Below are 13,349 nucleotides of genomic sequence, written 5' to 3'. Positions count from 1 at the left end.
AAATTTCCTTTGTGTACTTTGCGTAAATCTTAGCGCTCTTTGCGTGTAAACCTGAAACCTGAAACTTCAAACTTGAAACAAAACAAATAAAAAAATATGGAAACAAAAAACATAAAAGCCTTTGGTACCGAAGCTGCCGAAGCACCATTGCAGACACTAGATATTAAACGCCGCGAAGTACTTGCCCACGATGTAGAAATTGAAATTTTATACTGCGGAATCTGTCATTCAGACTTGCATTCTGCTAGAAACGAATGGCACGGAACTATTTATCCAATTGTTCCAGGTCACGAAATTGTTGGTCGTGTAACTAAGGTTGGTGATCACGTAAAGAATTTTAAAGTTGGACAATTAGCTGGAGTTGGTTGTATGGTTGATTCTTGCAGAGAATGCGAACATTGTAAAGAAGGTTTAGAGCAATTTTGCGACCCAGGAAATACATTGACTTTTAATTCTCCTGACGTTCATTTAGGCGGACAAACTTTTGGAGGTTATTCTCAAAGTATTGTTGTCGATGAAAATTATGTATTGCATATTTCAGATAAATTAGATCTTGCTGGTGTTGCACCTTTACTATGCGCTGGAATCACAACTTATTCGCCGTTAAAACACTGGAAAGTTGGCCCTGGCCAAAAGGTTGGAATCGTTGGTATTGGCGGTTTAGGACATATGGGAATCAAATTGGCAAAAGCTATGGGCGCTCATGTGGTTGTTTTCACTACTTCATTATCTAAAACTGAAGATGCAAAACGTCTTGGAGCAGATGAAGTTGTTTTGTCTACAGACGAAGAACAAATGGCACAGCATGCGAAAAGTTTAAACTTCATTCTAGACTGCGTTTCTGCAGAACATAATATCGATGCTTACTTAAATTTACTTAAAGTTGACGGAACGCTAACTTTAGTTGGAGCTCCTATGGAACCGCTTCCTGTAACTTCTTTCAGTCTTATTTTAGGAAGAAGAAGCTTCGCAGGTTCAAATATTGGCGGTATCGCCGAAACTCAGGAAATGCTTGATTTCTGCGCAGAACATAATATTACTGCAGATATCGAATTAATTGGTGTAAACGAAGTAAATGACGCTTACGAAAGATTATTAAAAGGAGATATCAAATATCGCTTTGTGATTGATATGGCTTCTTTAAAATAAATAAGTTGCTAAGGTTCTAAGATTCTAAGGCGCTAAGTTTTTTTCTTAGAACCTTAGAATCTTAGTCTCTTAGCAACTTAAATAAAACTCAAAACCCCTTAAGCAATTCAACTCTTAAGGGGTTTTTTAAAAATAAATAATAACCAATTAAATTTATTTTACTTTTTGTCTAGGTTTTGTTTCAACAATTTAGCATGTTCTAAATGTGCAGTTAAACCCGCAATATTGTTTGATGCCCAAGTTTTTACATCTTCGTCGTGAGCATCTTTAGTAGCGTCTTGAAGTTTTTTAATCGCTTTTTCGTGACCATCGATCATCATGTCTGCGAATTTTTTGTCAAAGTCAACTCCTGTTTTTTCATTCAATTTATTGTATTCTTCTTGACCTTCTTCAGTCAAAGAAGTTGGTAATGTAAAGTTTTTAGCTTTTGCTAATGCACTTACTTCAGAAGCAGATTTAGTGTGCTCATCAACAAGCATTTTACCAAATTTTTTCACTTCTGCGTTAGTACTTTTAGTTTGTGCCAGTTTACCTATTTCGATTTCAGCTAGATTAATTTCCGCTTGATCTACTAAGAACTCAGAATCATCTTCTTTGCTATCAATAGAATCAAATTTAGCCTCGTTTGCATCCTCAGCAACTTCTTTTGGATCTTCTTGTTTGGTTTCGTTTTTACAAGATTGAAGGAATAAAATAATTAATCCTGCTCCTAAAATGGCTTTTCCGGCTAATAGTAACTTTTTCATGATTTTAATAGTTTAATGTTATAATGTAAAATTATTGAGAAGTTACAGCAATGTCTTACAGGATTTTTAGAGATTGTTATATGATTTGGATGCTGAGTATTTTTTGAATGAAAACAATTATATTTTACCAATCTCGATTCTTATCAATTATTTCATTTGATTCTAAATCATTCAGTCCAAAGCTTATTGATAATTTTACTATTTGATCAACCAAACTTTCAGCTTCAATAGTTGTTATAAACTGCAGTTTTTCATTTAACTTATTAAGTGCGACAATACATTTCTTTAATGCCTTTCGAGTATCTTTTGTTTGACTATCTAGTTCAAAAGAGGTTAAAATTTTCTCTGTTTTTATAATTGCATCAGCTTCAACATATTCAAGCCATTCATTAAAATATTTTGGGAGTATTTCTTTCGTCTTTTCATTTTGTTTCTCTTCATCCTGAATAAGTCTGCTGTAAATCCAATTTATATCGTCAGGCGAATGAGAGATTGTATAACCTTTTTCATCAGATATATTTCGAGAAGGCAAGGTAAACTCTCGAAGAATTACGGGCTCAAATTTATTTGTAACATATGTGTTTCCAAAATAAACGAATTTATATTTTTTATGTTTGGCGGAATCTATTCGTCCATCTTTTACTTTGATTTCTGGAATTTCATTCCAATGGCTTACATATAAAATAGCTTTTTTAGGCTTAGATTTTATCTGATACACTCTATTTAAATCTAATTCCTCAATTGTTAGTGGGAGTTTAGAAAAAGATTTTTCAAATACAACCATGAAATATCCATAATTATATTGCCCATTATTATGGAGATGGTAAGTTGGTTGTTATATGAATTATTTGCATAAAGAAAAACTTTCTATTTATTTGAGTATAAAATAGATCTCCAACTTTTGGATTTTTTATTGAATTCATTGGACTTATTTTAAGAAATAATTTAAGTGCAAATTTAGACTGTATGCAAATCATATTATTTCTTTTAAAGTCATAATTGTATTAGGATAAGTTTAAANTTTTTTTTTTGAAAATTAAATCAAATCCAACAATTAACAGCTTATAATTAATAATTCACAATTATCCATAACCTTAATTATGAAATTTCTAACGAAAATTCTATAACGAATTTCTTTCACTTTTAAAAGAACTTTGAATTATGAGATTTAGAAAATGTTAAACCTTAAAAATATATAGTCATGCCAGATCCAAGAATTAAAAATGAAGAACAATATGAGGCGCTTGTAAAAAAGGGATATAGCAAAGAAAAATCTGCTAGAATTGCCAATACGCCTCATGCAGGAAAAAAAGGCGGTGAAGCAAAACCTTATGAAGAATGGACGAAAGAAGAACTTCAAAAACAAGCCAGTAAAGTTGGTATAGAAGGAAGATCTTACATGAATAAAAAAAGTCTAATTGATTCTTTACGAAATAATTAAAAATTGATTAAAACGATCCCAGTGATAAATAATTAAATACCATGAATGCAGCGGCCAAAAAAGAAGTTTTAATGAATCAGTTAATTAAGACTCCACATTTAGTGATTGAAAAATTAGATTTGGAATATATTAATGATCATCAGCTGACAATTGTTCGATGTCGCGAAGGAGAAAATTTCGTTTATAAAAAAAATGGAAGATCTCTAAAAAATAAAAACGAAATAAAAAGAATTAATAGTTTGGTGCTTCCGCCGGCATGGGAAAATGTTCGAATTACAGATGTTACAAACGGACATTTACAGGCTGTTGGAATAGACCTTAAAAATAGAAAACAATATCGCTATCATCCAAAATGGAATCTGCTTAGAAACCAAACTAAATTTTACAAAATTGCTGAGTTTGGAGCTAAACTTCCATCCATTAGAAAACAAGTTGATATTGATTTGGAAAATAAAGAATGGTCGAAAGAAAAAGTTATTGCTTTGGTCATTCGTTTGATGGAAGAGACTCATATTAGAATTGGAAATGAAAAATATGCCAAAGACAATAAATCATACGGACTTTCAACTTTAAGAAAACGTCATATCAACATCAATAGAAATTCGCTTCGATTTGAATTTGTCGGCAAAAAAGGTAAGCAGCATACGATTACAACCAGAAACAAACAATTGATAAAACTGGTAAGCCGATGCGAAGAAATTCCAGGCTGGGAAGTTTTTAAATATTACGATAAAAACGGAGAAAGAAAAGTACTTGACAGTCATATGGTAAATGAATATCTGCATAATATTTCAGGTGAATATTTTAGTGCAAAAGACTTTAGAACATGGGCAGCGTCAATTATTTTCTTTGAAAGCTTAATGGAAATCGGAGTTACTTCTGATGAAAAAGAAGCTAAAAAAAATGTGGTTACCGCATTTGATTTAACGGCAGAAGCATTAGGAAACACTAGAAAAGTCTGCAAAGATTATTACGTTCATCCGCTTTTAATTTCGACTTATGAAGATGGCTCGATTCAAAAATATTTTGATTTAGCTAAAAAAAGCCGAAGTACGAGAAAGTATTTTACGAAATCAGAAATTGCATTTTCTGAGTTAATCCAAAATTATGAGATTAATTTAGAATCGTCATGCAGTTAAAAAATAGAGTTACAGCATCTCTTAAAAGCTGAAAAGTTTGAAAAACAAACAAAATCATTATTAACTAAAAAACTATTATTATGTTACGTTGGACAGTCACATTTATTATTCTAGCCATAGTGGCAGGAATATTTGGTTTTGGTGGAATCGCCGCTGGAGCCGCAAGTATCGCTAAAATTTTATTCTTTATATTTTTAGTCTTATTCGTTATTTCATTAATCAGCGGAAGAACGAGAGTTTAATAAAAATATCAGTAAATAAAACAACAAAAAAACGACACAGTTATTTTTATAATGTGTCGTTTTTTGCAGTTTCAAAAAAAAATAACAGTCATGGGAACAAAAAGCGGCGCTTACCAAGATGTCTATATTAAAAGAGAAGATGTAATGGTAAGTTTGAAAAATGATGTTACAGATTTTTGTGAAAAATATATAAAACCGGTTCATCCTGAAAATTGGGATTGGTCGGTTCGAGATTTTGATAATCCGGAAAATGATCCTACGGTTGCAGAGGCCAGAGCAATTGCAAATGTAGTTTATAAAGATTTAAGTGACAGCACACAAACTGACGTAGATCTTTCGACTATGAATAATGTGCATGCCATAAAAGCCTATTTGGATCCGAATAGCAAACACGAAGCTTTTAACATGGAAGAATTTGCTTTTGCCTTAAAAGTAGAATTGGAACATGGGAAAATTAAAGATGTCAATGTTACCAATAATCACCCTTTCTTAACAGCAATGATTGCACTTGCACACATGACTGAAAGTCTTACTTATTACAAAAGATTAAAAGTGATGGAAGCAGAGGGAGAAATCTATGAAATTTTAAGAAAATTGGAACATTCGACAATTGAAAAAGAAAAATGGTATAAAGAATTGGGTAAAGTTGAAGAAGAACTCAATGAAGCGAGAGCTGGATTAGCAGAACGTCTGGCTAAAATGGATGATATTCCAGTATTGAAAATTATTGGAGATTAGTTGAATTTTAAACTCAAAAAAAACCGTTAAGTAATTAACGGTTTTTTATTTTTTTAGAAGCAGAGAAATTTACAATCGGCGTGGATCGTTTTGCGGATATTCTGGTTCTTCTTCCTGAACATCATCTTCAATATAATCGTTGTCTTCATCGTCTTCGTCTTCGTCTTCGTCGTCAATATCTTCCAAATCGTCTTCGGTTTCATTAAAGTCGTTTTCAAAAGTATCGGCAGGATTATCGAATTCGTCATTTTCTACTTCTTCATCAAGATCTTCTTCAACATATTCGTCCTCATCTTCTTCATCTTCTAAATCATTTTCATCTTCTAAAACAACTTCAAAGACATCGTCATTGTCTTCAAGATCTCTATCGGTATGAAAATCATCATTAAGATCGTCTAAATCGTCATCATATGCTTGATCTGGATTTGGTTTATCTGGGTTATATCCATCTCTAACTGTATAACCGCGTTCTGCATCTTCTGCTCGGCTTTTCTGAGTTTCTTTTGTATTTAAGTCATAAAGTTCCTCATTCATTACAGTATTTCTGTCTGAACTATTAGGGTTTCCTGGATCTCGAGGAAAAGTACCGTTTGTTTTATCTGTAGTATTCATGATATTGAATTTTAGTAATTTATATATACAAATCTAACGCCTATTGCCCTGCCTTGTTTTATAGGATTATTTAATGTAATTGTATAATTAACAGATGCTTAGAATGAAATTTATATTTAAAATAGTATAACCAGTCTGATTCTGCAGGCAGTACTTTTATGATGTTATTAATTATAAAAAATCATTACCATGAAAACTACAGATAGTAAAAACAATACCTCTAAAAAAGAGACAATCGAAAGAGGCGTAACAAAACCAAAATCAAACGCAGCTTCTGGATTAACTGAATTATTTGAAGACAGTTTAAAAGACATTTATTGGGCTGAAAAAGCTTTAACTAAAGCCTTGCCAGTTATGCTTAAAAATGCATCGTCTGTTGAATTGAAAGATGCTATTGACAACCATTTAACAGAGACAGAAGAACAAATTTCACGTTTGGAAGAAGTTTTTAAAATTATAGGTAAAAAAGCCACAGCAAAAAAATGCGACGCTATGGAAGGTTTGATCGAAGAAGCAAAAGGATTGCTTGAAGAAACCGAAATTGGAGTAGTGCGAGATGCGGCAATTATTGCTGCAAGTCAAAAAATTGAGCATTACGAAATTGCAACTTATGGTACTTTAAGACAGTTTGCAGAAACGCTAGGTCTGCCAGAAGCGGCAACTTTACTGGAACAAACTCTTGATGAAGAAAAAGGAGCAGATAAAATACTGACGGAAGTCGCTGTAAATGCTGTAAATCTTGAAGCAGCAGAAATTGAATAAGCAATAAGAATGTACTCAAAGTGCAGTTTTCGGACTGCACTTTTTAGTTTAATTAAAAATAAATTTTATGCCCGAAGGTCCGTCTATAGTAATTTTAAAAGAAGAGGTACAGCAATTCACAGGAAAAAAAGTAATTTCTGTTTCTGGAAATACCAGTATAGATATTTCTCGCCTAAAGGATAAAACCATTCATGATTTTAAAACTTGGGGAAAGCATTTTTTAATATGTTTTGACTCTTTTACGGTCAAGATTCATTTACTAATGTTCGGAACATACAGAATAAACGAACGTAAAATATCACAACCGAGATTGAGTTTAGGTTTTGATGATGGTGAAATAAATTTTTATACCTGTTCCGTAAAAATATTAGAAGGAAATATCAACTCTCATTACGATTGGAGTGTAGATGTGATGAATGATGACTGGAATCCGAAGAAGGCACAAATTAGTCTAGAAAAAATGTCAGACAAAATGATCTGCGATGTTATTCTAGACCAAGACATTTTTTCTGGAGTTGGTAATATTATAAAAAATGAAGTTTTATATCGCTGCTACATTCATCCAGAATCAATTGTTGGAAAAATTCCACCAGAAGAAATGAGTCAGATTATAGCTGAATGCTCGACATACAGCTTTGAATTTTTATACTGGAAAAAGAAATTTGAACTCAAAAAACATTGGGAGGCTTATACAAAATCAGTTTGTTTAAGATGTAATCTTCCATTTCATAAAAAACAGACAGGAGAACGAAAGCGAAGAAGTTTTTTCTGCACTAATTGTCAAAAATTATATACATGAAAAATAAAGTATTAATAGGATGTTCCAGTTTTTATAACAGTTTTTGGAAGAACATTTTTTATCCGCAAAATCTGCCCTCCAAAAATTGGTTTGATTTTTATTGCCAGCATTTTAATACATACGAATTTAATGGCAGTTTTTATAAATTTCCTACTCTTAGAATTTTTCAAAACTGGTACGATAAAACCCCAGAATCTTTTTTATTTTCTATTAAAGTTCCAAAAGAAATTACGCATATCAAAAAGCTGCAGGATTGTGAAGGTCTTTTAAATGATTTTTACAATGTTTGTAAATCTGGTATGAAAGAGAAACTCGCTGTTATTTTATTCCAATTTCCTCCCAGTTATGCTTATAGCAAAGAGAAATTAGAAAATATAATAGGCAGTCTAAATTATGAATTTGAAAATGTGATCGAATTTCGTCACGAAAGCTGGTGGAATGAAGAAGTATGGAATTCGTTCAAAGAAAACAAAATTACGTTTTGCAGCGTTAGTCATCCGGATCTTCCTAAAACAATTTTCAAGGATTTTCCATTGGTTTATGTACGATTTCATGGTGTTCCTAAAATGTTTTATTCCAGTTATTCGACAGAAGAATTAGAAGCAGTAAGCAATAAATTAGATTCGAAAAAAGGATTTGTTTATTTTAATAATACTGCGAGTGAAGCAGGTATATTAAATGCATTAGAATTAAAACGAATGAATACTTAGACATTAATTATAAAAAATTTAGCCACAGAATAAAGAATCATAGATTTTTGAAATCCTAGTAATCTTTACTCTGTGGCTAAATTTTTTTTGTATGAAATAGAATAGAAAACTATAGTTTCAAAGTTCCTTCAATTCCATCATCCATTGTTTTTCCAGTTACAAACGCGGCAGTCATTTTAGCAATAGCTACGATTTTACCGTTTTTATTGTTCCAGTAATATCCATCTTCAGGAACTACTTTAATTACACTTAAATTCGGATCATCTTCGCCGCCTGGCATCCAGACTTTAACAATTGGGTCGTACAATTCTTTAATAGTTTCTCTATCATACTGGATCGTTGCTGTTCCATGAAGCGTTAAAAACTTATCATGCGGTTCAGCAAAAAATAATTCCACCATTGGGTTTAAAGAAATTTCAGCATTATGACTGCTGTTTCGATCTGATAAAAACCAAAGGTTTCCTGAATCATCAATTTTTTGAACAGACATAGGTCTGGACTGCAGTCGGTATTCATTGTAAGTACAAAACATACATGTTTTAATATTCTCTGCAAGATCTTTTATTTTATCTACTGCAAATTCATCTGTAAGGTCTTTATGATCGCCCATAACGTTATACTTTAAGTTTGTATTTGTTTAATTTCATACTAGTAAAATTGGTTATTTTTATCTTTTTAGGCTTATATAATTAAACTTATAAATTATGAGATTTCAATTTATATTTTTGTAAGAATAAATACTCATATTGATTGTTTTGCAAAAATGCTTTATATTTGAGTATTAAAATCATACTCGAAAAATAATGACAAACTATACTATCTTTTATACTGATGATGACGAAGATGATTTAAGCATTTTTGCTGATGCAGTAGAGTCAATAAAGCAAAAAATCACACTTCAAACTTATACTGGAGGAGAAAAATTATTGGATGCTATTTTTAATCCGCCGCCAACACCGCACGTTGTTTTTTTGGATTTAAATATGCCTGGAAAAAACGGTTTTGAAGTTTTAGAAGAAATTAGAAGTTCGGAGGATAAAAAAGATATCCCAGTAGTAATTTATTCTACGTCAAGTGAGCCCAGCATTATCGAGAAATGCCGAAATCTTGGAGCGAACTGTTTTATAACCAAGCCCGTTTTAATGAGTGATATTATAAAATCAATAGAGCACGCGATAAGTATAAATTGGAAGCAGTTTGTGCCAAATAAAACCAATTTTGTTTTCAAATATTGATTTTAAGACATATCAGGAATATAAATATTAAACACAGAACCTTTGTCTTTTTCGCTGGAAACGGTAATGATACCTTTATGGTTTTCAACGATTTTTTTCACGATGGCAAGACCAATTCCTGTTCCTCTATATTCATTTTCTGTATTCAGGCGCTGAAAAACTTCAAAGATTTTTTCTTTATAGACAAGATCAAAGCCAATTCCATTATCAGCAACTTGCAGATGATGATACATTTTATCTTTAAACTCAGCATTTGGCAGAGAACTTCCTTTTACCAATTCTGACGATATTTCTACTCTTGGAGGAACTCCTTTTCTAGAAAATTTAAGCGCATTTTCTACCAAATTATGAAGCAGCTGTCTAAATTGAAACTGAATCAAGGTAGCTTCTCCTAAATTATGATATTCTACTACTGCATTTTTTTCTTCAATTCGATCAGAGAAATCACTGATGACTTCTTCTGCAATTTCGTCAATATTAACCGTTGTAAAAACGCGTTCTGCAGAATTAGCTCTAGAATAGGCGAGCAGGTCTTGTATTAAATTCTGCATCCTTTTGGCAGAAATCTCAATTCTGGCTAGATATGTTTTAGCATTTGCCGATATGTTTTGTTCATCTAAATCAGATAAACGGCTGGCAAACGTTTGTATTTTTCGCAAAGGTTCCTGAAGGTCATGGCTCGAAATATAAGCAAACGACTGTAGTTCGATATTCATGTTAACAAGATCTCTGTTTTTAAGTTCCAGCTGAGTAGTACGTTCAATAATCTGCTCTTCAAGCTGATTGGTGAAGTTTTTTTGATCTTCAATATCTGTACTTGAACCCACCCACATTTGAATATTTTCCTGTTCGTCCAATTGTGCAATAGCACGGCTCAACTGCCATCTGTATTCACCATCATAACGTTTAAAACGGTGAATGAATAAAAAATCATTACCTGTTTTTACAGAATGCATCCAGAGTTTAACATTTTCTTCCCGATCGTCAGGATGTACAATTTGCAGCCATCCATTTTTATCGATTTCTTCTTTAGATAATCCAGAATACTTGTAAAAAGTTTCATTAAAATAATTTAGATTTCCCAAAGTATCACTTGTCCAAATAAGCTGAGGCATAGAATCGGCCAGAAGTCTAAATTTTGCTTCATTCTTCATCAATACCTGCTGGCTGTTTTTCTCGTCAGTAATATCCATCAAAGTACCGATCATTTTTGAAGGGTCTTTATTTTCATCAAAAAATATCCTGCCGTGGACTTTTATCCAGCTGATAGAATCATCTAATTTTTGAATACGTGCTTCGTATTTATAAATACCTGTTAAAAGTGCCTTTGCAAAAGCTTCTACTAAGATATGCTCGTCTTCGGGAAGCACTCGGCTTCGAATATCCTGATGTACTATTTTTGTTTTTTTTTCAAAGCCAAAGATATCCAGGATTTTATCACTATAAATTAATTTTTTATTCTGAAGATCAAGATCCCAAGTCGCAATTTCTCCAATTTCGGCTGCTAATCTTGCTCTTTCTTCGGCAGTTTCTACTTTTTTTCTTGCTTTAACTTTAGACGTTACATCGTTAACAGTAACCATAACGCCAGAAGCCTGCCCATTTTTTTCAAGAAGCGAAGTATACTCGTAATCCAAGTAGAATTTCTTTAGTTTCCCTTTAATATCAACATAAGCAATCGCTTCGTTCTCTTGAATCGTTTTTCCATTAGCAATAACATCATTTAACAATTCGGGATATTTTTGATTTTCCAATTCTGGGAAAACTTCCAATAAAGGCTTTCCAATTGTATCCTTTTCTTCTTTCTGCCAGATATTGCGCATCATCGAAATATTGGCCATTTCGATAATATGATCTTTACCTCTAAATATTGCCATTGCAATTGGAGAATCCATTACAATATTTCGAAATGCTTTTTCGCTTTCCGTTAATAAATGTCTCGCTTTTACCTCTTCTGTAACTTCGTAGGCAACAATAATAACACCTGTAATCGCATTTTCTTCTTTTAAGGGATAAAATACAAGATTAAAATAACCTAACTCCTGTTTGTTATAACGATATAAAGTAACAGGAAGTTCGTCTGTATAGTAAGGAACACCTGTTTCAAAAACGTTTTTTAGTAGTGGAAAAACAGTCTCTTTTGCTTCAGGAACAGAATCAAAAATTGGCCTGCCTAATATATCTTCTTCATTTTTATCAATAATATGCAGATAAGTATCATTCGCCATTTCTACAACGAGATCTTTCCCTTTAAAAATTCCAATCCCGAGCGGAAGCTGTTTTACAATATTTCTAAAACGCTTTTCGCTCTCCTCAACAGCAGTGCGGGAAAGGACCTGCAGCGTTACATCATTGGCAATAGCCAGAATACCAGAAATAGTACCATCGGCTTCTTTTAAAGCTTCATAAGTAACATTTATAAAATTAATTACCGGTTTTCCTTTTCGGTTTAGACTTACAGGAAGTTCGTTGGCGGTAAATTTTTCACCAGTAGTATAAACATTTTTCAGAATTTCTTCTAAACCCTGATTGGTAACTTCGGGAAGTGCCTTAAAAACAGGTTTATGTAGAACCTCTTCTTCTTTTCGCTCCCAAATTTCCAGCATCAATTTATTGGCAATTTCTATTGTATAATCTTCACCTCTAAAAATACACATCGCATTTGGAGCTTGAAGAATGTTACTTAAATAGCGTTCGTTGCTTTCTTCAAGCCTTTTACGAATGTTTACTTTATCGGTAGTTTCGTTGCAAATTACAAGAACTCCATTTATTATTCCTTCATCATTTTTTACAGGACTATAACTGAATGTCCAGTAAACATCTTCGATTTTGCCATTTCTGTAAATCGGAAGCAGCTGATCTTCATGCCAGGTAGCTTCTCCTTCAATAAGTACTTGATCCAGTAAAGGTTTAATAAAATGCCAGATTTCCGGCCATGAATCGGCGCCTTTTTCACCAAGGATTGAGGGATGTTTACCATCGTTTCCAAGACTAGGACGATAGGCATCATTATAAAAACAAATATGATTTGGCCCCCAAAATAAAAACATGGGGAATTTGGAGTTTAATAAAATTCCTAAAGTAGTACGAAGACTTTGCGGCCAAGATGCTTCTGGTCCAACCTCAGTTTTACTCCAATCTTTGGCACGGGTAAGCTGTCCCATTTCTCCTCCATTGGCCAGAAATTCATAATTGTTAGTGTTCATTAAATGTGGTATTTATTCTCTTATTAATAAACAGAGTTTTATTAATTTTTAAATGTAGTAATTCTTGCCTAAAGTTAGGCTTCGTTAAAATTAATAAAAAATAAATATTCAAAAAGTCTCATTTTTGAATGAGGCAAGATTAAAATCGTTTGAGTTAATTTTATCTGGTTTCAATACGGAAATTTGATAAAGAGATTAAAAATAAAAAAGCCATGAAAAGAGAAGATTCAAAACACGAAACCGATTATATTAAAAGATATCAAGAAGAAGGATATACAGTGAATTATTTATTTGAAAATGATCAATTAATAGATTCAGAAACTAAAACAGCATACAAACCAGAAGATATTTTTATTGTAGCCCACCATCGTTATGAAGGTATGAGCGATCCAGATGATATGTCTATCTTGTATGTTATTGAAACAAAAGACAACAGAAAAGGAACCCATTTATTAGGATACGGACCAACAGCTGACTTAGAAGAAGCTGAATTTTTTAAAGATATTCCGAAAGCTAATTATTCTAAAAATGCTGATATAAGCGAATTGACATAAAAAGTAAAAATAGATT

General features: G+C 32.4%; 15 protein-coding genes. 10 read left to right on the top strand and 5 right to left on the bottom strand.

Annotated elements, in window-relative coordinates:
- The first annotated feature begins 96 nt into the window (after positions 1-96).
- Positions 97-1,149: an NAD(P)-dependent alcohol dehydrogenase gene (locus ASE40_RS17270; protein ID WP_057118372.1), complete on the top strand. Its 1,053-nt coding sequence runs from the start codon at positions 97-99 to the stop codon at positions 1,147-1,149.
- Between the two features lie 158 nt (positions 1,150-1,307).
- Here the strand turns inward: ASE40_RS17270 and ASE40_RS17265 are convergent, their stop codons facing one another.
- Positions 1,308-1,895 (bottom strand): DUF4142 domain-containing protein, encoded by a 588-nt coding sequence (locus tag ASE40_RS17265; RefSeq protein WP_057118371.1) that lies wholly within the window; start codon positions 1,893-1,895, stop codon positions 1,308-1,310.
- A 124-nt stretch (positions 1,896-2,019) separates the two neighbouring features.
- Positions 2,020-2,679, bottom strand: coding sequence for a hypothetical protein (locus ASE40_RS17260; protein ID WP_057118370.1), 660 nt, complete (start codon positions 2,677-2,679; stop codon positions 2,020-2,022).
- Positions 2,680-3,096: 417 nt separating this feature from the next.
- On the opposite strand from ASE40_RS17260, the gene ASE40_RS17255 reads away from it, so the two are divergent.
- The 4 genes from ASE40_RS17255 to ASE40_RS17245 all read left to right on the top strand — a co-directional run bounded on the left by ASE40_RS17255 (position 3,097) and on the right by ASE40_RS17245 (position 5,455).
- Positions 3,097-3,336 (top strand): hypothetical protein, encoded by a 240-nt coding sequence (locus ASE40_RS17255; protein ID WP_057118369.1) that lies wholly within the window; start codon positions 3,097-3,099, stop codon positions 3,334-3,336.
- Positions 3,337-3,377: 41 nt separating this feature from the next.
- A complete protein-coding gene (locus ASE40_RS17250; protein ID WP_057118368.1) occupies positions 3,378-4,475 on the top strand; it encodes a DNA topoisomerase IB in 1,098 nt (365 codons plus the stop codon).
- A gap of 80 nt (positions 4,476-4,555) precedes the next feature.
- Positions 4,556-4,717 carry a DUF1328 domain-containing protein gene (locus ASE40_RS21750; RefSeq protein ID WP_082586828.1) on the top strand — a complete coding sequence of 54 codons (162 nt, stop codon included), beginning with the start codon at positions 4,556-4,558 and terminating at the stop codon, positions 4,715-4,717.
- Between the two features lie 90 nt (positions 4,718-4,807).
- Positions 4,808-5,455, top strand: coding sequence for a DUF5661 family protein (locus ASE40_RS17245; RefSeq protein WP_057118367.1), 648 nt, complete (start codon positions 4,808-4,810; stop codon positions 5,453-5,455).
- 69 nt (positions 5,456-5,524) lie between these two features.
- Here the strand turns inward: ASE40_RS17245 and ASE40_RS17240 are convergent, their stop codons facing one another.
- On the bottom strand, positions 5,525-6,067 hold the full coding sequence (locus tag ASE40_RS17240; protein ID WP_057118366.1) for a hypothetical protein: 543 nt from the start codon (positions 6,065-6,067) through the stop codon (positions 5,525-5,527).
- A 189-nt stretch (positions 6,068-6,256) separates the two neighbouring features.
- Between ASE40_RS17240 and ASE40_RS17235 the strand changes: the two genes are divergently transcribed.
- From ASE40_RS17235 to ASE40_RS17225, 3 genes are all read left to right on the top strand, one after another.
- The gene (locus ASE40_RS17235; RefSeq protein ID WP_057118365.1) at positions 6,257-6,829 is read left to right on the top strand and encodes a ferritin-like domain-containing protein; all 573 of its coding nucleotides are present in this window, start codon (positions 6,257-6,259) and stop codon (positions 6,827-6,829) included.
- Positions 6,830-6,896: 67 nt separating this feature from the next.
- A complete protein-coding gene (locus ASE40_RS17230) occupies positions 6,897-7,628 on the top strand; it encodes a DNA-formamidopyrimidine glycosylase family protein (RefSeq protein WP_057118364.1) in 732 nt (243 codons plus the stop codon).
- Entirely contained in the window at positions 7,625-8,338 is a 714-nt protein-coding gene (locus ASE40_RS17225; protein WP_057118363.1) for a DUF72 domain-containing protein, read from the top strand. Before ASE40_RS17230 ends, ASE40_RS17225 begins: the two co-directional genes overlap by 4 nt.
- Positions 8,339-8,447: 109 nt before the next feature.
- Here the strand turns inward: ASE40_RS17225 and ASE40_RS17220 are convergent, their stop codons facing one another.
- Positions 8,448-8,948 (bottom strand): pyridoxamine 5'-phosphate oxidase family protein, encoded by a 501-nt coding sequence (locus tag ASE40_RS17220; RefSeq protein ID WP_057118362.1) that lies wholly within the window; start codon positions 8,946-8,948, stop codon positions 8,448-8,450.
- Positions 8,949-9,141: 193 nt separating this feature from the next.
- Here ASE40_RS17220 and ASE40_RS17215 point away from each other — a divergent pair, with 193 nt between their 5' ends.
- Positions 9,142-9,573, top strand: coding sequence for a response regulator (locus ASE40_RS17215; RefSeq protein ID WP_057118361.1), 432 nt, complete (start codon positions 9,142-9,144; stop codon positions 9,571-9,573).
- A gap of 2 nt (positions 9,574-9,575) precedes the next feature.
- On the opposite strand, the gene ASE40_RS17210 is transcribed toward ASE40_RS17215, so the two are convergent.
- Complete coding sequence (locus ASE40_RS17210; RefSeq protein WP_057118360.1) at positions 9,576-12,779, bottom strand: PAS domain S-box protein; 3,204 nt, start codon at positions 12,777-12,779, stop codon at positions 9,576-9,578.
- A 212-nt stretch (positions 12,780-12,991) separates the two neighbouring features.
- Between ASE40_RS17210 and ASE40_RS17205 the strand changes: the two genes are divergently transcribed.
- Positions 12,992-13,333 carry a hypothetical protein gene (locus ASE40_RS17205; RefSeq protein ID WP_057118359.1) on the top strand — a complete coding sequence of 114 codons (342 nt, stop codon included), beginning with the start codon at positions 12,992-12,994 and terminating at the stop codon, positions 13,331-13,333.
- Positions 13,334-13,349 lie beyond the last annotated feature (16 nt).

The sequence above is a fragment of the Flavobacterium sp. Root935 genome, from assembly GCF_001429295.1.
Lineage (GTDB): Bacteria > Bacteroidota > Bacteroidia > Flavobacteriales > Flavobacteriaceae > Flavobacterium.
Note: the sequence above shows the minus strand (reverse complement) of the source record. Positions and strands in the feature narration are given on the sequence as shown.